The 18,706-nt window shown below is 35.7% G+C and carries 18 protein-coding genes; 16 read left to right on the top strand and 2 right to left on the bottom strand.

Annotated features, from left to right (window positions below):
- Positions 1 to 76 precede the first annotated feature (76 nt).
- The 11 genes from ACVPPR_RS08555 (at position 77) to ACVPPR_RS08505 (ending at position 11,663) form a co-directional block, all read left to right on the top strand.
- Positions 77 to 517 carry a YwiB family protein gene (locus ACVPPR_RS08555; protein WP_462304160.1) on the top strand — a complete coding sequence of 147 codons (441 nt, stop codon included), beginning with the start codon at positions 77 to 79 and terminating at the stop codon, positions 515 to 517.
- A 44-nt stretch (positions 518 to 561) separates the two neighbouring features.
- Positions 562 to 1,161, top strand: coding sequence for a DNA-directed RNA polymerase subunit delta (rpoE, locus tag ACVPPR_RS08550; protein WP_462298080.1), 600 nt, complete (start codon positions 562 to 564; stop codon positions 1,159 to 1,161).
- A gap of 206 nt (positions 1,162 to 1,367) precedes the next feature.
- Positions 1,368 to 2,960 (top strand): CTP synthase, encoded by a 1,593-nt coding sequence (locus ACVPPR_RS08545; protein ID WP_462298081.1) that lies wholly within the window; start codon positions 1,368 to 1,370, stop codon positions 2,958 to 2,960.
- A 115-nt stretch (positions 2,961 to 3,075) separates the two neighbouring features.
- Positions 3,076 to 3,447, top strand: coding sequence for a GntR family transcriptional regulator (locus ACVPPR_RS08540; RefSeq protein ID WP_462297245.1), 372 nt, complete (start codon positions 3,076 to 3,078; stop codon positions 3,445 to 3,447).
- Positions 3,448 to 3,450: 3 nt separating this feature from the next.
- Positions 3,451 to 4,344, top strand: a complete 894-nt coding sequence (locus tag ACVPPR_RS08535) for an ATP-binding cassette domain-containing protein (protein ID WP_462304159.1) — start codon at positions 3,451 to 3,453, stop codon at positions 4,342 to 4,344.
- Positions 4,344 to 5,411, top strand: coding sequence for a hypothetical protein (locus ACVPPR_RS08530; protein ID WP_462304158.1), 1,068 nt, complete (start codon positions 4,344 to 4,346; stop codon positions 5,409 to 5,411). The genes ACVPPR_RS08535 and ACVPPR_RS08530 overlap by 1 nt, the downstream gene beginning before the upstream one ends.
- A 34-nt stretch (positions 5,412 to 5,445) precedes the next feature.
- Positions 5,446 to 6,471, top strand: a complete 1,026-nt coding sequence (locus ACVPPR_RS08525; protein ID WP_462304157.1) for a hypothetical protein — start codon at positions 5,446 to 5,448, stop codon at positions 6,469 to 6,471.
- A gap of 144 nt (positions 6,472 to 6,615) precedes the next feature.
- On the top strand, positions 6,616 to 7,512 hold the full coding sequence (locus tag ACVPPR_RS08520; RefSeq protein WP_462304821.1) for an ABC transporter ATP-binding protein: 897 nt from the start codon (positions 6,616 to 6,618) through the stop codon (positions 7,510 to 7,512).
- Entirely contained in the window at positions 7,512 to 8,282 is a 771-nt protein-coding gene (locus tag ACVPPR_RS08515) for an ABC transporter permease (protein WP_462304156.1), read from the top strand. The genes ACVPPR_RS08520 and ACVPPR_RS08515 overlap by 1 nt, the downstream gene beginning before the upstream one ends.
- 124 nt (positions 8,283 to 8,406) lie before the next feature.
- Complete coding sequence (locus ACVPPR_RS08510; RefSeq protein WP_462304155.1) at positions 8,407 to 9,003, top strand: hypothetical protein; 597 nt, start codon at positions 8,407 to 8,409, stop codon at positions 9,001 to 9,003.
- Between the two features lie 224 nt (positions 9,004 to 9,227).
- Positions 9,228 to 11,663, top strand: coding sequence for an L-type lectin family protein (locus tag ACVPPR_RS08505; protein ID WP_462304154.1), 2,436 nt, complete (start codon positions 9,228 to 9,230; stop codon positions 11,661 to 11,663).
- A gap of 67 nt (positions 11,664 to 11,730) precedes the next feature.
- Here ACVPPR_RS08505 and ACVPPR_RS08500 read toward each other — a convergent pair whose 3' ends face one another.
- Positions 11,731 to 12,741 (bottom strand): DUF1002 domain-containing protein, encoded by a 1,011-nt coding sequence (locus tag ACVPPR_RS08500; RefSeq protein ID WP_462304153.1) that lies wholly within the window; start codon positions 12,739 to 12,741, stop codon positions 11,731 to 11,733.
- A gap of 188 nt (positions 12,742 to 12,929) precedes the next feature.
- On the opposite strand from ACVPPR_RS08500, the gene ACVPPR_RS08495 reads away from it, so the two are divergent.
- Positions 12,930 to 14,039 carry an NADH-dependent flavin oxidoreductase gene (locus ACVPPR_RS08495; protein WP_462304152.1) on the top strand — a complete coding sequence of 370 codons (1,110 nt, stop codon included), beginning with the start codon at positions 12,930 to 12,932 and terminating at the stop codon, positions 14,037 to 14,039.
- Between the two features lie 87 nt (positions 14,040 to 14,126).
- Here the strand turns inward: ACVPPR_RS08495 and ACVPPR_RS08490 are convergent, their stop codons facing one another.
- A complete protein-coding gene (locus ACVPPR_RS08490) occupies positions 14,127 to 14,582 on the bottom strand; it encodes a MerR family transcriptional regulator (RefSeq protein WP_462304820.1) in 456 nt (151 codons plus the stop codon).
- A 182-nt stretch (positions 14,583 to 14,764) separates the two neighbouring features.
- Between ACVPPR_RS08490 and ACVPPR_RS08485 the strand changes: the two genes are divergently transcribed.
- The 4 genes from ACVPPR_RS08485 (at position 14,765) to ACVPPR_RS08470 (ending at position 18,658) form a co-directional block, all read left to right on the top strand.
- Positions 14,765 to 16,225, top strand: a complete 1,461-nt coding sequence (locus ACVPPR_RS08485) for an MDR family MFS transporter (protein WP_462297230.1) — start codon at positions 14,765 to 14,767, stop codon at positions 16,223 to 16,225.
- Positions 16,225 to 16,977, top strand: a complete 753-nt coding sequence (locus ACVPPR_RS08480; protein WP_462304151.1) for a DUF4811 domain-containing protein — start codon at positions 16,225 to 16,227, stop codon at positions 16,975 to 16,977. Before ACVPPR_RS08485 ends, ACVPPR_RS08480 begins: the two co-directional genes overlap by 1 nt.
- 124 nt (positions 16,978 to 17,101) lie before the next feature.
- Positions 17,102 to 18,034, top strand: coding sequence for an alpha/beta hydrolase (locus tag ACVPPR_RS08475; protein ID WP_462304150.1), 933 nt, complete (start codon positions 17,102 to 17,104; stop codon positions 18,032 to 18,034).
- 21 nt (positions 18,035 to 18,055) lie between these two features.
- A complete protein-coding gene (locus ACVPPR_RS08470) occupies positions 18,056 to 18,658 on the top strand; it encodes a pentapeptide repeat-containing protein (RefSeq protein WP_462304149.1) in 603 nt (200 codons plus the stop codon).
- The last annotated feature ends 48 nt before the right edge of the window (positions 18,659 to 18,706 follow it).

The following is an 18,706-nucleotide window of genomic DNA, read 5'->3' as shown; positions in this document are numbered from 1 at the left end:
AATAATAGGTAACGACATTTATTTGAATCTAAGTTATAATACAATGAAACAGCAAGGCAATGGAGGAATCGGTCATATGGCGATTACATTAGATAAACAAATTGAAATTCATTTGGAAACAATCAAAACGCAAGAAGGCGAAGTGGAGCGCTATGTCATTGAAACAACAGGGCAACTTGTTCGTTTGGGTGACGGAATGTACATCCGGTATAAAGAAGAGGAAGACGAATCTGGCGAAAGCACCCCAGTCACATTTAAATTACAAGATGATGGTGAAATTCAATTGACGCGAGAAACTGATGCCATACGAACAAAATTAATATTTTTGGCTAAACAAAAAATTAATGGCGTTTATAAAACAGCGTATGGCCGCATGCCAATTGAAATTGAAACAATTCGACTAAAAAGTCAGTTAAAAGATCAACCAATTTCAGGTGCAATTGAGATTGATTATCGCTTAACAACCAATGGTGAATTATTGGGTGACTATAATATACGATTGCAATTTACAGCATAAAAATGTATGATTAAGAGTAGACTTTTTGAAAGGACGTGTGCTAGTTGGAGCTTAAACAATTCGATGGCCAAAATAGAGACGAGTTATCAATGATTGAGGTTGCTCATGCAATCCTATCACAACATGGTGACGTCATGGGTTTTGCTGACCTAACTAATGAAATCCAGACATATCTTGGTAAAAATGATTTAGAAGTGAGAGATCGCTTATCACAATTTTACACAGATTTGAATGCGGATGGTAGTTTCATTTCACTTGGAGAAAACTTATGGGGATTACGTTCATGGTATCCCTTTGATTCAATTGATGAAGCTGTTGCCCATGTGGAAGACGAAGATGATGAAGATCGTCCTAAACGTAAAAAACGCAAGAAGGTTAATGCTTTCTTAGCAGATGTCGCCGACGATGATGACGTTATCGATTACAATGATGACGATCCTGAGGATGACGATTTAGATGCAACTTATGAAGATGACACAGATGATACAGATGGCGATTCAGAAATCAAAGGTTACGATAAAGATTTAGACGAAATAGCAGATGACAGTGATTCTGATGATGAGGAAGAATTGCCAGAAGGTATTGAAGATCAATTATCTGAAATATCAGATGATGATACAGATGACGACGAGGAAAATAATTAAAAGGACTTGACGATTTCGTCAAAACCCTGTAATATATTTTTTGGGCGCCTCGCAGGTTTTTCTTGCGAGGACAAACGCACGGTTGATACAAGCTCCCTACACTGAGTAAATTACTCAGCTTAGGGAGCTTGTTGTTTTTTATAGTAATAATGAGCAGGCCATAAACACATAATCCCCACACAAATTAAACCCAAAGGAGATTCATAATGACCAAATATATTTTTGTTACAGGTGGCGTTGTTTCGTCAATTGGTAAAGGGATTGTTGCAGCATCTCTTGGCCGTTTATTAAAGAATAGAGGCTTAAAGGTAACTATTCAAAAGTTCGATCCCTACATTAACGTGGACCCAGGTACAATGAGTCCCTATCAACATGGGGAAGTTTTCGTAACGGATGATGGTACAGAAACTGATTTAGATCTTGGTCATTATGAACGTTTTATTGATATTAACTTAAATCAATATTCAAACGTGACGACTGGTAAAATTTATTCAGAAGTTTTACAAAAAGAACGTCGTGGTGATTATTTGGGTGCAACAGTTCAAGTTATTCCACATATCACAAATACAATTAAAGAAAAAATCATGCGCGCTGGAACGACAACAGATTCAGACGTTGTGATTACTGAAATTGGTGGGACTGTTGGGGATATTGAATCATTACCTTTCCTTGAAGCATTGCGTCAAATGAAAGCTGATGTTGGTTCTGAAAATGTAATTTATATCCATACAACATTAATCCCATATTTAAAAGCTGCTGGTGAAATGAAAACAAAACCCACACAACATAGTGTTAAAGAATTACGTGGATTGGGTATTCAACCAGATATGTTAGTTGTCCGTACAGAACAACATATCTCACAAGACATGCGTAATAAATTAGCTAATTTCTGTGATGTTGAACCAGATGCTGTTATCGAATCAATGGATGTGGATACGTTATACACGATTCCTTTGGCATTACAAAAACAAAAAATGGATCAAATTGTTGTTGATCATTTGAAATTAACAACACCAGAAGCAGATATGACAGAATGGCAAGCACTTGAAACGAAAGTTTTAAACTTGAAGAAAACCATCAATATTGCGCTTGTTGGTAAATACGTGAAATTACCAGATGCTTATATTTCTGTTGCCGAGGCATTGAAACATGCAGGATATACAGTAGATGCTGATGTTAAGATTACGATGGTCGATTCTGAAAAATTAAATGAAAGTAACGTTGTTGAAACGTTGCAAAATGCTGATGGAATCATCGTTCCTGGTGGATTCGGTAACCGTGGATTGGAAGGCATGATTCTTTCAATCCAATATGCGCGTGAAAATAATGTGCCATTCTTGGGCGTTTGTCTTGGTATGCAAATGGCATGTATTGAATTTGCACGTAACGTGGTTGGCCTTCAAGGAGCTCATTCAACAGAAGCTGTTCCAGAAACACCATACAACATTATTGATTTGATGACAGATCAAGAAGATGTTGAAGATATGGGTGGGACACAACGTCTTGGGTTATATCCATGTAAATTAAAACCAGGAACCGTTGCTGCCGCAGCTTACAATAATCAAGATGTGATTCAAGAACGTCACCGTCATCGTTATGAATTCAATAACGAATACCGTGAACAACTTGCTGATAAAGGCTTAGTTTTTGCTGGCACATCTCCAGATAACCGTTTAGTTGAAGTTGTTGAAATTCCAGAAAATAAATTCTTCGTGGCAGCTCAATACCATCCAGAATTCTTATCAAGACCACAACGTCCAGAAGGCTTATTCCAAGCTTTCGTGAACGCTACGGTTTAATAAATTAAATTTAAAAGAGAGACTAACAATTTGTTAGTCTCTCTTTTTTTGTATTTAGGGGTTGTATTAAATTCGTGTACTATGTATAATAGTACACATGATAGAGGTGAGATAAATGCAAATTAATAAAACAAGTAGTAAACCATTTTATGAACAATTAATATCAGGTATTAAAGAAGATATATTCAAAGGTATTTTACAAACCGATGATAAATTACCATCAGTCCGAGAAATGGCCAAAATCCATGAGATGAATCCAAACACAGTCAGTAAAGCGTATAAAGTTCTTGAATCGCAGGACGTGATTGTTACGGTTAAGGGTCGTGGTACGTATGTCAAAGCTAATAATGAGGATAATCGTGATGAACGACAAATTCAAAAAATTCGTGATGGATTATTAGATGCGATTAAAGAAGTGACCTATCTCGGCGTACAGGAAGCTGAGATTCAAAGTTGGATTACAGCATATTTTAAAAAGGAGGACTAAGCTATGGGATTTGAAATTAAAAATTTATCAGAAAAAATTGGTGACAAAGAAATATTGAAGAACATTAATATTAGCCTAGTTCCTGGAGAAATAGTGGGTCTCATTGGACGTAATGGGGTTGGTAAAACAACTTTATTCCGATCAATCTCTGGCCAATATATACCAGATAAAGGCGATGTTTTAATAGATGATCAATGGGTTAAAGAAGATTTAGCATTGAAAGAAAAACTCTTTTATTTGGACACACAGAATAACTTTTTTGATGGCTATACAATAGATAAAATTGCGGCATTCTACGAATTAGCTTATCAGACATTTGATCGTCAAAAATATGATACTTGGGTCGCAGAATATGAGTTACCTAGACAAACGAAATATCGTCAATTTTCTAAAGGGATGCAAGGGTTATTTAATATTATTTTAGCTTTTTCAACAGGTGCCCCTTATGTTATTTTAGATGAACCTTTAGATGGTTTAGATGTGATTGTGCGTAAGCAAGTTTTCCAGATTATTATCGATGCTGTCGCTGAAGATCAACGTAGCGTGCTGATTTCTTCACATAATCTAGAAGAGTTGGATCGCCTTATTGATCGCGCAATTGTGTTAAAAGGAACTCATATTGTCAGCGACTATCGTTTAGAAGATACACGTTCTGAGGCACGTAAAGTGCAATTAGTTTTTAAATCAATAGAAATTCCAGCATTTATAAAAGAAAATAGTCGCGCAATTAGTATTCAAGGACGGGTTGTCACAGTTTTATTTGAACATTATTCAGATGACCTTGAAGCTCAAATTAAAGCTGAAAAGCCAGCCTTATTCGAAGAATTACCTTTAACTTTAGAAGATTTATTCCGAGCAAGTCTGTCGGCTAAAGAAAATGCTGAAGGTGAAAAATAATGACAGCAAATAAAAGATTGAATCAAATTGTTTGGCAGAGGTATAAATGGTTTGTAGCATTGATTGTGCTGTTAATTGTTGGTTTTTCGCTGTTCAGTACGGTTAGTGCTATTAATACCGTAAAAGAAGCAGAAAAAACGACAACCTATCAAGATTTTGTTTTCAATGCTAAATCGGATGCGAAAGAAAATAAAGTGAAACCTGACTTGAGTCAAGCAGAATATAGAGACTATCAAAAGGGATTGGGATATAATGATTCATTCACCCTTGCAGCAGGCAATGGTACGTTTACCGTTTTTATTTTTTTGGTAGTGGGCGTAGGACTGTTTACAAGTTTATATGATTTACAGACAAAATTTAATGAATTTATTTTTTCGAGTGGTTTTTCAAGACAACGTTATTTTTTGAAAAAAATGGGGTTACTGTTAGGAGTAACATTTGTTTCTTTACTTATTAGCATGTTAGCGGATGTTTTAATAGCTAAGATGCTAATCTCAAGTCATTTCTTTTACATCTCAAGTTTGTTTATTGCATGGGATATAATAGTTGATCTGGTAATCATTCTTGCTGTTTATGCGGTTGGAACGATTGTGGGTGTTTTAGTGAATGGAGTTCTAGCTGCAGTATTAACAGCACTTGGGTTCCTTGGAACTTGTGTTTTATTTACGAATAACTTTTTAAGGAATGGACCAGAAAATTTTCTTGATTACTCAGCAGCATCAAGTGCAAGTCACAGATTTTTAAATGTGCAACTCCCCTTGGTTATCCTTGTTATTTCAGCTGGGTTAATGATGTGGGCAGCCGCTTATTTCTTTGAAAAACTATCATTAGAGCAAGAGGGCCCTTACTTGCAGTTTAATTATCTGAAAAAACCATTACTTATTTTTGTAACTATCTATATTGGGTTGATTTATGGGGCACAAGGTCGTGGCTATGAAACAATGGGTGAGATGATAAGAACGGGTTTAATTAGTGGTGTTATAACGTTGATTATTGGTTATCTTGTCATTTATCGTCCTCAAAACATCTGGCAAAACGTCCGAACTATTTTTTCAAAGCGTCGCTAGTATAATCACTATAAAAAGCTGAGAGGTAGATATTATGACAGTAAATAAAAGGCTAAATAAGCTCATTTGGCGAAGATATACGGCTTTTATCGCATTAATCATAGGAGCAGTTATTGGAATGGCCTTGGCAACGACAAGCAGCACAATAGATATGAAAAGAAGCAATGAAAGAGATTCGACTTATCAAACATTTGTAGCAGAGACAAAAGCAGATGCAAAAGAAGAACATGAACCAGTGGGCTCATTAGATCAAGCAGCATATCAAAAATATCAACAGGAAATGGGTGCAACCTACGAAGAAATAGATTTTAATAGCAATTCATTTATGTTATTTTGTGGGCTTGGTCTGGTAGTCTTGGGTCTTTTTACTAATTTATATGATTTAAAAACAAATTATAATGAATTTCTATTTTCAAGTCCATTTTCTAGAAGAGGTATTTTCTGGCGAAAGGTGGGTCTCATCTTTGGAACGGCGTTTCTATCAATTGTCGTTTGTTCAATCATTAATATTGTGGCAATAAAAGTTGCGATACCTAGTGAATACATGAAAGTATCGCAAATGCGTATGTTGATATTAATGCTTCAATCGTTGGCGCCATTAATGGCGTTATACGGTGTGGGCTTAATAATAGGTATTTTAGTGCGACCCGTTTTACTAGCTATATTAACAACTTTTGGATTTCTTGGTTCAACTGTTCTGATTGAACAATCCATTTATAATCCGACCACGTCTGCCTGGAATGAGGCCGGGATCTATCTCATTTTAGGGGTAATGACTTGGCTCATTGCGGCCTATTATTTTAACAAATTATCCTTAGAACACAATAGTCCGTACCTGCAATTTGATTATTTAAAGATACCTGCGCTGATTGTAACTACAGGTTATGTTGCTTTTGTGATTGGTTTTTCACTTTTTTCAGAAGCAAATGATCCGAAGACTATTATCTGGGGCACAATCATTTCTGGCATCATAGCATTTATCACTGCTTATATCGTCATTTTTCGCCCACAAAGTGTGGAACAAAAATTACAACGAATTTTTTCAAAAAATAAAGCCTAATGATTAAATAAGATCCTATTCAAAACGAATAGGGTCTTATTTTGACCTTACAAACTTGTTAGTATGTATGACAAGAGAGTTATGCTAAACTACCATTTATAGAAATGAAAGAACAACTATTGGGAGGGATTCAACTTGAAAGAAATGTTAACAATAAATAATTTGACTAAAAACTTTGGCAAAAAGACAGTCCTTAAAGGAATTGATTTTAAAATTTCAGAAGGTGAGATAGTTGGACTTGTTGGTGCTAACGGTGCTGGTAAGACAACAATTATGAAATCAATTCTTGGTTTGGTTAGTTACCAAACAGGAGAAATTACAATTGATGGTAAAATCGTATCAACGACAAGCCACCAAGCGCTAGAAGAGGTCGGGGCTTTAATTGAGTATCCTGGCATTTATCCATTTTTAAGTGGCTATGACCATTTGAAATTATTCTCTGAGAAGAATACAAAAGAAGAATTAGATGAAATTGTTGCCGATTTGCATATGACCTCGTATATCAATCGTAAAGCAAAATCATATTCATTAGGGATGAAACAAAAATTAGGGATTGCGTTGGCCATATTAAACAGACCAAGATTAATTATTTTGGATGAACCAATGAACGGCCTTGATCCACAAGCAACACGAGATGTACGTGAACTCGTCTTGAAATTATCAAAACGTGGGACATCATTCCTAATCTCAAGCCATATTCTAGGTGAGTTAGAAAAAATTGTTGACCATTTTATCATTTTAAATAAAGGTAAAATTATTCAAGCGATGTCTGCTGAGGAATTGAATGAAGGGCATAATCATTACGTTCTGTTAACAACAACAGAAAATGAAAAGGCTAAAGAAATTCTCAAAGCTGCCAACTATGAATTACAAGTTGATCGGTCAGTCAAGATTAAAATGAATGACGAGGATAACTTAGCCGCTATTATCCAAGTTCTTTACGATAATAAAATACAAATTAATGATGTGAGACATCAAGAAAATGATATGGAAGAATCGTTACTCAATTTATTAGATCAAAAAGATGGAGGTAAAGCCTAATGATAACCTTGGTTAAACAAGAATTATTCAAGTTATTAAAAAAGAGATCAACACCAATTATTTCAGCTTTACTTGTTATTTTTATTTTTGGATTAGCAATTGTCACAAAAATGAATCCAACCATTTTTGATGCTAAAGGTCTTTTCGTGCAAGGCTTCGGGGCAATATTCTTACTTTTCCTTATTATGATTGCAACTGCTAGTACAGTTGTTGCTATGGAGTCACAATTTGGGACGATTAAAGATTTGCTCTATCGGAAATACTCACGAGGGGCTGTTTTAGCAAGTAAATGGCTAACTGTTTTTCTCTATTCAATTTATCTTAATGTGTTGCTTTTTGTTGCTGCAATTGTGGCAAAATTACTATTTCTACCTAACTTTTCATTATCATCAAAAGTGGGAGATCAAACGGCTGTCCATGCTTTAATGACATTACTGACAGGTAATTTTGTTAACTTATGGCTCATTATCAGTTTAGTGTTATTGTTGGCTAGTGCCTTTAATAGTTCTGGCGCATCAATTGCTGCTGGGGTTGGTTTTTACTTTTTAACATCGATTGTTTCAAGCATCCAAGTGCTAGCAATTGCCAAGTGGGATTGGATGAAGTGGAACCCTATTAACATGATGAATTTAAGCAATCAATTATCACTTGGAAAAGCATATGAAGCATTGACGAAGTTATCAACTGAGCAATTAATTTGGGGTAACTTAGGCTATACGGTCATATTCTTATTCTTAGGCTACCTAGTTTTCAAACGTAAAAATGTCTAAATAAGAGCAACGTCAAATGATAAATTTGATGTTGCTTTTTTATTTAATAAACAAATGCAACCGCTTTACTTAAACAAAACGTGGACCTACAATAAGGTTATTATTAATGATTAAGGAGATAATTATGGGATCAAGAATGATGCACTATGCGATAGCTAATCATATTTCTAATCAAACCAATCTTGGACTTGATTTTTTGATTGGGAGTATTGCGCCAGATGTCAATAAAAATTCAAAAACACCCAAAGAATTAACGCATTTTATGAAAATAAGAGCAGACGGCGAACATGATATGTTCCCTGATATTTTTTTGAGTGAATATGGTAAGGAATTGAGTCCTTTTAAACTTGGCTACTACTTACACTTAATCTCTGATGAGATATGGCTAAAAACGATTTACAAAAGGGTTATTCTTGAAAATAAAACAGATACTAAAGATCAAGCGCTAAAGAAATTTTATTTAGATTTTCATTTTTTTAATCGTAAACTGATCGAAAAATATCAGCTGAAACCTATTGGTAATGTCCCATCAATTGTGACAGGAGTCACTGAAATAGTAGATGCCGATATACCAGAAATTATTAACGATTTAAATTCAGATTTTTTAGACAAATCACAAATGACAGTATCTCAGATAATTTCAAAGAAAGCGATAGATGATTATATAGAAACATGTACAGACCAATTTATGGCATTTTTGACAGAAAATGGGCTTGATTAGGCTAAAAATCTAATAGTTATCCATGGTATAAATTAATGTAAGGGCTATCAGTGATAAATTATGGTTATATCTGATGGAAATGAGTGTCGCCTGAAATTAAGTTGTTAACAACCTTTTGAAAATAATGTCATAAATTGTGAGTACTCCCCCTTTTATTGATACGATTTATTTCTATTAACGTGATATTATAGTTAAATAAACTTACGGACAATGGGGAGAACGGTATGAAAATTAATAATAAGGTAAAATTAACGGTATTAACTTTAGGCTTGTTGTTTTTAGTTAATATTTCAAGTGTTAGTGCTTCAGGTGGTATTCCTAATACGGATTATGATGGTGCACTTGGTAAAGCACCTCGAGCAATATTAATGACTGGGTTATTCCAAACGGGTACGGGGGCTGGTGTTACACCAAATAGTGGGATGGTTGGATTGGATTCTCTGAATAAAGTATCTAGTAAGCCATCAAAAACATTGGTTAAGATTACGGATGCTAAAAACCAAAAAGCAGCAGTTTGGTCATCGGATACTAATTCATTTGATATTAATACGGATGATAAAGCTTCTATGTGGATTTATTTTGGTAATGCTAATAGTGGTGCTGGAGATGGAATGGCACTTGTTTTGCAAAATGATCCGAATAATAATAAAGCCATTTCATCTATTGCAGGTGAAACATTAGGTGTTTGGGGAAATGATTCCGGTGCGAAGTCAGCAGGAGATGTGGCTAAATCAGCGATTCAAAATAGTTGGGCACTGGAATTTGATACGCATAAAAATGATGGTACAAATACGAATAATGCGTTTGATTTTGGCCTAGCAGGTGATAGTCATATTGCTAGTGGCTATCCAGCAGAGGCTGACACTTATGCTGCCCCTTATAAAGGGGCGTCGTATTATACGCAAAAGCATTCAGGTCTTATTACTTACGGCGGCTATTTATCAAATAGCAAATGGCATCATGTCACAATTAATTACAAATCGATTGATGCGAAAAATGGTTCAATGACGTATGCGATTGATGATAAAGCCCCAATTTCAGAGACAAAACCATTGGATCCTACTGATGATGTAAGTCAACCTGGGCAAACGGCAACAGTTCCAATTGATAAATCAAAATTTAATTCAACAGATGGTAAAATTCGTTGGGGCTTTACCGGTTCTACTGGGGATAATTTTGAAAATAACTTAGTAATGTTTGAACAAGTCCCTGGTCTGGTAAATGCGACCGCGGTACAAACTATTACAGATGTAACTCAAAATAAGGATCTCCCTGCTGATGGGACTGGGACAGTTAAAAGTGGAGATCAATTAAAATTTACGACTAAAGCAACCTATTTAGGTGGTAAACAAAATTGGAAGGATCCTGCTGCTTATTTAAAATATCCTGCTGATAATATTAAATGGACAGAAACTATCTTGAATGATGATAAGCCCAATATTTTAGGTCCTGATAGCATATGGGGCGAAGAACCTGGTAGTGGTGCAACATTTGGTGCTGATTTTTCTAAAGATAATCCAACGGGGAAAATAGCATATGTTGGAACTGTCGGACCTGTGACTGAAGATACACCACAAACTAGTCCAGCAGGACAGATAATCGGAAGTAACGCAATGATTGATTCAAATGCGGTTAGTTATACGATTGAAGCCGCTCCTAAAATGACGTTATCAATCGATAATCTTAAAGATATCGATGTTGATTATGGTAAGGATGCAACAATCACAGGAACTGTCAAATCTAGTTTGGGCGGCGATATTGCTAAAGGTGCTAAAGCTAGTGTCACGATTAGTGGCGATAAGACACCCATTGAAGGCGATGTCGCAACAGATGGGACATTTAGTGTAACGGTACCAAAGGCTAAATTAACAACATCTGGTGAAAAGACATATACAGTTCAAGCAACAGATGTAGATGGCAATACAACAGATAAAACGGATAAAGATGATACTAAAAAAATTAATATCCACCCAGTTTTAACTTTGAACGATAACAATGACACAGTTATTGCACCTTATACATTTACGTTCCAAGTTGTCGATAATAGTGCAACTATTACGACGTACTACAAAGAGGGTAAAGATGGAACGCCTGTTCAACTAGAAAAATACGATAATAGTAAACCAGGTTCTACAGATGATCATACAGTTGCGTTGGATGAGTCTAAACTTGCAGTTGGTAGTCATGAATTAACCGTTTATTCTGTTGATTCTGCTAAGGATACTTCCAATGAGCAAACAATTACAGTTGTTATCGGATCGTTGAGTGTGTCATCTGATGATACGATTACTTTTAAGAATAAAATTCCTGCTCAAACAAGTGTTTTAGATCGTACAGCAGACTATACGCTCAATTTAGAAACGTCAGCAGCAAAAAATTGGACGTTATCTGCGACGGCAGGACCTTTAACGGCACAGAGTGATAAGAGTACTTTAAAAGACTCAACTATTGGATTCCGTGATTCTGATAAAGGAGAGCTAACACCACTGAATGCGATAAGTACAACAATTGATAGTGGTGTTGGACAAATAAAGACGATTGCAAAAACATGGTCAAAAGATTCAGGTATTCTATTGAATGTGGCACCAAGTGAAATTCATGCAAATGAAGTTTATACTTCTGAAATTGATTGGACATTAACAGACGCTTCAGCAAGTTAATTAAGTGATCATACGAAAAAGCACACTACTTTAATTAGTTTAAAGTAGTGTGCTTTTTCAATTCTATTTATGAAATCCATGAGCTAATAGCTGACCAGATAGCGCTGAAGAATGAGACGATAGCGTCCCAAATTTTTTGTAAGAAGTTACGATTTCCAGAAGTATTTAATTTACTGAAAATATTTTTAGCGCCATCTTGGATATTTGTTGCGACTTTGCTTGCTTGTGATTTAAAATCTGATGAATCTAAAGCACCTGAATCTCGAATCTTAATTAAGGTAGCGACAATTTGCTGTTTTTGGCTATCAGTGATGACATTTGTTAAGTTATTATTTGTAATTTGATTGTTCACAATCACTGTAATTTGGTTATTTGTAATTGAACTCCCTTTTTTAGCCATGTCTTGTTTAGCACCGGCTACGGCATTGTTCAATTGTGAATCAGTATAGCCATCTTTATTCTTGTTGGCTTGTGTAATATCACTTAAAGTCGACATTTCATCTTGCGCAGCAGTCACTTGTTTGGTGTTTAAAGTATCACCGTTTTGAGCAAAGGCAGCGTACACACCAGCTAAAGCACCAGATCCATCAATGGGTGTGGCAGATGTCACGTAGATATTAGCATCCGTTACGCCAGCTGTTAGTGCGGCATTTTTATATTGATTTTCAGTAATGGTTGTAATATTGTTCGCGCCATTATAGTCTAAAATTTTAACGTTAATCCCAGAACCGCTGCTGGTTTTTTGAACCATCGCAGATGACCAAACGCCAGAATCTGTGGTAAATGTCCCACCTGAACTATTGAGATATTTAACTAAGGTTGCGCCGTTGACGGTTAAGGTCGAGTAAGAGGTATTACCTTCTAAACTTGAGGTTAACGTTGAAAGTGTGCCTGATTTTTGTGTATCTGTTAAGCTCGTTCCTAGTGTTACCACTGGATTCGACCAGTTAGTGGTTGTGCCTGTTGTTGATGACGCAGAACTTGATGAGTCATCAGTTGCAGCATGAGCAACTGAACCTAAGCTAAGGACGGCTAATGTTGTCATTGCCGCTGTGTAAATTAATTTTTTGAATGTCATAGTAGGAACCTCTCAATTGTTATTATTTTAATTTTATTATACCCATCTGGGAAGAAAAGGTTGTTAAATGGGTCTAAATAATAGAAAAAATTAAGGATTGTTAAAATGGAGAAATTTTTAATTAAGTGAGACAATGCGCCTAACGATAAGTTACAATATTAAATTAATAACTAAATAGGAGAGTAACCATGACAAAAAATATGACAGATACATTTAAATTTGGTAGAGGTTTAGAATTGAAAAATCGAATTTTAATGGCACCAATGACTGTAAAAATGAGTTATTATGATGAAGTTGTCACACATGACGAATCGGATTATTATGCGCTGCATTCAGGTGAAGTTGGTGCCGTTATTACTGCCGCTACCAGTGTACAAGCGAATGGAAAAGGTTGGGAAGGCTCACTTGCTGTATATGATGATAAGTTCATTCCTGGATTAACAAGATTAGCGTCTGCTATCAAAAAAGAGGGAAGTAAAGCTATTTTACAAATTTTCCATGCAGGACGAATGACGAATTCAAGCATTCTTAGAGGAAAGTCAACAGTTTCGGCTAGTGCCATTGCAGCAGAACGTCCAAATGCGGAAACGCCTCAGGCATTATCTGAAACTGAAATTTTAGAAATTATTGAATCTTTTAAATCAGCAACAAGACGAGCAATTGCAGCTGGATTTGACGGTGTCGAATTACATGGAGCGAATACCTATCTTCTACAACAATTTTTTTCACCACATTCAAACAGACGTGATGATGCATGGGGTGGCACGCTTGATAAGCGATTTAAATTCATCGATGATGTCGTTAATGGTGTTATTGAAGTTGTTGATCAGTCGGATGTTGAAAAGTTTATTATTGGTTATCGTTTTTCACCCGAAGAATTTGAAAATCCGGGTATTAGTATGGAAGATACAATGGTTTTAATTGATAGACTTGCGGATAAAAAATTAGACTATCTACATATCTCATTGGGTAAGTATAATAGTATTTCGAGAAATAAAAGTTTCAATGAAAAAACAAGAATGGCTTATGTTCAAGAAAAAATTAATGGCCGAGTTCCTTTAATTGGTATTGGTAATGTTCGTACTGGAGAGGATGTCAACGCGGTCTTAGGAAATGCAGATTTAGTTGCGGTTGGTCGTTCTCTTTTAATTGATCCTAACTGGACGTTTAAGATGTTTGATGGAAAAGAAGATACAATCAAAAGAGTTTTGGCTAAAGGTGATCGAGAAAAATTAATGGTCAGCGATGGTGCTGTTGAATTTTTAGAAGATATGATGCCTGAAAGGTTGGTTGATTAACCGGACCATTTTGGTGTGCACGTCGTTACAGTAAAAATTAAAAAAACTTTCAACACTCTAATTTTTAGTGAGTGTTGAAAGTTTTATTTATTTTACCGGAACAACTTTGATTTCAGTTGAGTCGTCATTAATCACAATGTATAGCGTCTGCGTTTCTTCTTTATCGAAGAAACCAAGATTAATACAAGGTAAGCCATCAAGTTCTTCAACGCCAACGAAGCGATCCGTAAATATTTGACGGACCATTTTACCCATTTCTTTATGAGCATTGGCTTTTTCGGCTGCTACTTTGAGCGTGAATCCAGAGTCCAAGTAAGATTTGATTAAGCGAATAATCGATAAGGTATGGTAAGCATATTTTCTATTTTGATTTTTATTCGTATTAATAGAAGAAATGAACCCTTTTTGTTCCCAGTATCTAATTTGGCTCTGTGTCAGTCCTGTTGTTTCAGCAATCTCACCGATTCCGATAGAGAACGTGTCATTTTTCATAATGACGGCCATTCTTTTTGCGTAATCTTGAATGTTTGCAATATCATTCATATCTGCCAAATAAATTTACCTCCTGAATAAAAATTCTAATTAATGATAACGGTTTTAACCTTGTTATATTTACTATATTGATTATATATTTTTTAAAACGTTTGTCAAGATGGTTGACATACTTTGTAAATAGTCTTATATTAGTAACCGAAGCTATTTTAGAGGAAAAGAAGGTCATATAAATGAATGGACTAGATGCAAAAGGAAAACCATATAATCGTACCATGTTAATTGCTATTTTATTAATTGGTACATTCTGTACGGTTTTGAATCAAACGATTTTAGCAACAGCTTATCCAACGTTAATGAAGAACTTTAATGTGACAACGTCAACTGTTCAATGGTTAACAACAGGATTCATGTTGGTTAATGGGATTTTAATTCCAGTTAGTGCTTGGTTAAGTAGCCGTGTTAACACAAAATGGTTATATATCGGCGCTATGGGAATATTTGAACTTGGGACAATTATGGCATACACAGCGCCTAACTTTGGCTTTTTACTTGCTGGACGTTTAGTTCAGGCTGTTGGTGTTGGGGTAACAATGCCATTGCTACAAACGATTATGTTATCAATTTTCCCACCAGAAAAACGTGGGGCTTCAATGGGACTTGCTGGGATGGTTATTGGACTAGCACCTGCTATTGGGCCAACGCTTTCAGGTTGGGTTGTTGATAATGCAACATGGCGTGATCTTTTCGGAATGATTATTCCAATTGTTGCCGTTGTTCTTGTGGCTTCTTTCTGGTTTATGAAACCAGTTATTGAAACACACAAATCAAAAATTGATATTTTATCATTAATTGTTTCAACAATTGGATTCGGTAGTTTATTATACGGATTCTCAACGGTTGGGGATAATGGCTGGGGGAGTGCTTCAGTTCTGAGTTTCTTAGCAATCGGAGTGGTCTTTATTGCACTCTTCGTATGGCGTCAATTAACAATGGAAACACCATTCTTAGAATTGCACGTATTTGCTTCTAAAGAATACACAATTGCTGCATTGTTAAGTTCAATTGTAAATATGGCTATGATTGGTGTTGAAATGATCTTGCCAATGTACTTACAAACTGTTCGTGGTGATAGTGCTTTTCAATCAGGGTTAACATTGTTAGCCGGTGCATTGATGATGGGTGTTATGAGTCCGTTCACAGGTCGTTTATTCGATTTATATGGTGCTAAGAAATTGGCTACCGGTGGTATGTTCTTACTAACGCTTGGAACAATTCCTTTTGCTTTCTTAACAAAAGACACACCAACGTTATATATTGTTGTCATGTACGCTATCCGGATGTTCGGTATTTCAATGGTGATGATGCCCACAACGACATCTGGTATGAACGCATTACCATCTAATTTGATGGGACATGGGACAGCTGTTAATAATACAGCACGTCAAATTGCCAGTTCAATCGTTACTGCTGTCATGGTTTCTGTTTTAACAAATGTGACAACAGATGCCTTACCTGGTAAATCATTACTTAAAGCAGATCCTTTGGCTTACAAGAACCAAGCGATTAATGCAACATTGAGCGGTTACAAAGCTGCCTTTTCAATCGCAATTGTCTTCTGTGTCATCGGTCTTGGTTTTGCATTCTTCTTAAAATCAAAAAAACAAGTAACAAGTAACGGAGGTACAAAATAATGATTATTATTTTATTAGTTATTGCCGTTATTTTATTCTTCCTAACATGGAACTTAATCAAAAATAACGCACTTAGTTATACATTAGGTGGTATTTTCGCACTTTGTGTGATTGTATTTGGTGGTATGATTGTTGCTAATTACAGCACACATTATGGCATGGAAAAAGTCACAACAACTAAAACTGAGAAAGTAGCATCAACATCGAAAGCTATGAATCTACTTGTGTACCAACCAATTGGTACTAATGGTGTTGAAAAAGTAGTTGTGTACAAAAATTCGGCTTCACAAAAGAAAACCAAACAGACACAAACAGATGAAACGACTAGCAAGATTGTCAAAAATGCTAAGCGTAATAAGTTAGTGGTTAAAGAAACACGTTGGGTTTACAAAAATAATTTCTACAAATTATTATTCGGCGTTGCTGATAACAACAAAGTTTTAATAAAGCGGACGAATACATTCTACGTTAAGAAAAACGTTGTTGTGTTAACCGCCAACCAAGCAAAAGCAATGCCTAAGATTGCTAAAGCTGAACAAGCCAAATTAACAACTAAGGCTGGTAAAGCGCAATTAGCAAAAGACGGCGCAACATTTGTTAAGACAGCTGTTGCCAATGCAATGATGAAAAATGCAGCAATCTCAAAAGCGGATCAAGCTAAGATTGTGAAACAAGCAACTGCTGCTTTTGAAGCACAAACTAAAGCACAAGTAATGCAAAAAGTATTACAAGAAGTGAAACAAGTTAAGTAATTAGTGGGCATAACCTTGATAATTTTAAAATTATCAAGGTTATTTTTTTATCTAAACATGAATTTAGACGAGACAAATGGTATGATATGTTAATGTCATTAACATTATAAAGGAGTCTTTAATCATGAAAAAGAAACTTATTATTTGGATTGTCAGCATTTTGGTCGTATTTGCGGTTGCGATTACTGGAGCAAGCTTCTACCTGTATCACTATGCCATCCAAAATACAGAAAAAACATTAACTGGGACATCAAGTAGTACGTCTAAGACAACATTAGAGGCACAGAAATGGTTGAAAGGGACGAAAAAAGAAACGTGGACAGAACAATCAGCAGGTGGTCATTTGAAATTGGTCGCTGATTATGTGCCTGCTGCTACGAAATCAACTAAAACAGTTGTTGTGGCGCATGGTTACATGGGTGACAAAGAAAGTATGGCGTCATACATTAAATTATTCCATGAAGCAGGTTATAACGTCTTAGCCCCTGATGACCGTGGACAAGGTAAGAGTCAGGGGGATTATATTGGCTTTGGTTGGAAAGATCGCTTAGATTATGTTAAGTGGACCAAAAAATTAATCGCTGATAAAGGGTCAAATCAAAAAATTGGGTTATTTGGTGTCAGCATGGGTGGTGCTACCGTCATGATGATGAGTGGGGAACAATTACCTTCACAAGTTAAAGCCATTGTTGAAGATTGTGGTTACACTAATGTGGAAGATTTATTAGCTTACCAATTGAAATTACAATTTAACTTACCCAAAGAACCTTTGCTTACAACATCAAGCTGGGTCACACAAATGCGTGCAGGCTATTCCTTTAAAGAAGCAGATTCAGTGAAACAATTAAAGAAAAATAAATTGCCTACGTTATTTATTCATGGCGATTCCGATGGCTTTGTGCCAACGTCAATGGTTTATGACAATTATAAAGCTTCAGCTGGTAAGAAAGAATTATGGGTCGTGAAAGATGCTGACCATGCGGAAGCGTTCAGTAAGAATCCAAAACGTTATGCTAAAAAAGTGGTAAACTTTATGAATGACAATTTAGATAAATAAGACGAGGACGGTTAATTTATTTTGAATAATCAAGTTATAGAGGGACAAACACTTTCATTTGATGAGGTTACTTTTGAGACAACTTATCATAACTGTACAATTGAAGCGTCAGTTGAGCCAATTAAAGTTGATTCAGTGACTTTTGACCACTGTATTTTTGAACAAACTGATTTTGTTCGCAGTGAATGGTTGGACGTTGTGATTGATCACTGTGAATTCTTGAACGCTGAATTTAATGAGAGTTATTTTTTTCGTAGTGAAATCAAAGGCTGTCGTATGATGGGGTGCGATTTCTCTAATCGGACCATTTTTAAAGAAATGCAGTTTAAAGACTGTCAGTTAAGTTATTCAAATTTTAGTGTTGCTCATTTTCAAACTGTTGAATTTAGGCGATGTGATTTAAAGGAAGCTAGCTTTCAAGCTGTTGAGATTAAGAAGAGTCTGACATTCCCTGAGAGTAATATTGAAGGTTGTGACTTTATCGAAACGAATATGAAAGCTGTCGATTTCTCACAGAGTGAATTCGAAACAGTTGTACTAGATCCAAAATTAGTACGTGGATTAACAATTAATGCGTACCAAGCGACAATTTTGGTGGCTTTATTGGGAATTAAATTAAAATAGGCCTATAATAAAACAGACTGAACCAGCGAAGCTAATATTTCGCAGGTG

The sequence above is a fragment of the Dellaglioa sp. L3N genome, assembly GCF_054941095.1.
Note: the sequence above shows the minus strand (reverse complement) of the source record. Positions and strands in the feature narration are given on the sequence as shown.

Coding starts and splice junctions, on each gene's coding strand:
- ACVPPR_RS08515 (WP_462304156.1), top strand. CDS start 7,512: ATGATAACCTTGGTTAAACAAGAATTATTCAAGTTATTAAAAAAGAGA.
- ACVPPR_RS08520 (WP_462304821.1), top strand. CDS start 6,616: ATGTTAACAATAAATAATTTGACTAAAAACTTTGGCAAAAAGACAGTC.
- ACVPPR_RS08485 (WP_462297230.1), top strand. CDS start 14,765: ATGAATGGACTAGATGCAAAAGGAAAACCATATAATCGTACCATGTTA.
- ACVPPR_RS08530 (WP_462304158.1), top strand. CDS start 4,344: ATGACAGCAAATAAAAGATTGAATCAAATTGTTTGGCAGAGGTATAAA.
- ACVPPR_RS08510 (WP_462304155.1), top strand. CDS start 8,407: ATGGGATCAAGAATGATGCACTATGCGATAGCTAATCATATTTCTAAT.
- ACVPPR_RS08495 (WP_462304152.1), top strand. CDS start 12,930: ATGACAAAAAATATGACAGATACATTTAAATTTGGTAGAGGTTTAGAA.
- ACVPPR_RS08525 (WP_462304157.1), top strand. CDS start 5,446: ATGACAGTAAATAAAAGGCTAAATAAGCTCATTTGGCGAAGATATACG.
- ACVPPR_RS08500 (WP_462304153.1), bottom strand. CDS start 12,741: ATGACATTCAAAAAATTAATTTACACAGCGGCAATGACAACATTAGCC.
- ACVPPR_RS08505 (WP_462304154.1), top strand. CDS start 9,228: ATGAAAATTAATAATAAGGTAAAATTAACGGTATTAACTTTAGGCTTG.
- ACVPPR_RS08490 (WP_462304820.1), bottom strand. CDS start 14,582: ATGAATGATATTGCAAACATTCAAGATTACGCAAAAAGAATGGCCGTC.
- ACVPPR_RS08475 (WP_462304150.1), top strand. CDS start 17,102: ATGAAAAAGAAACTTATTATTTGGATTGTCAGCATTTTGGTCGTATTT.
- ACVPPR_RS08545 (WP_462298081.1), top strand. CDS start 1,368: ATGACCAAATATATTTTTGTTACAGGTGGCGTTGTTTCGTCAATTGGT.
- ACVPPR_RS08480 (WP_462304151.1), top strand. CDS start 16,225: ATGATTATTATTTTATTAGTTATTGCCGTTATTTTATTCTTCCTAACA.
- ACVPPR_RS08535 (WP_462304159.1), top strand. CDS start 3,451: ATGGGATTTGAAATTAAAAATTTATCAGAAAAAATTGGTGACAAAGAA.
- ACVPPR_RS08555 (WP_462304160.1), top strand. CDS start 77: ATGGCGATTACATTAGATAAACAAATTGAAATTCATTTGGAAACAATC.
- ACVPPR_RS08540 (WP_462297245.1), top strand. CDS start 3,076: ATGCAAATTAATAAAACAAGTAGTAAACCATTTTATGAACAATTAATA.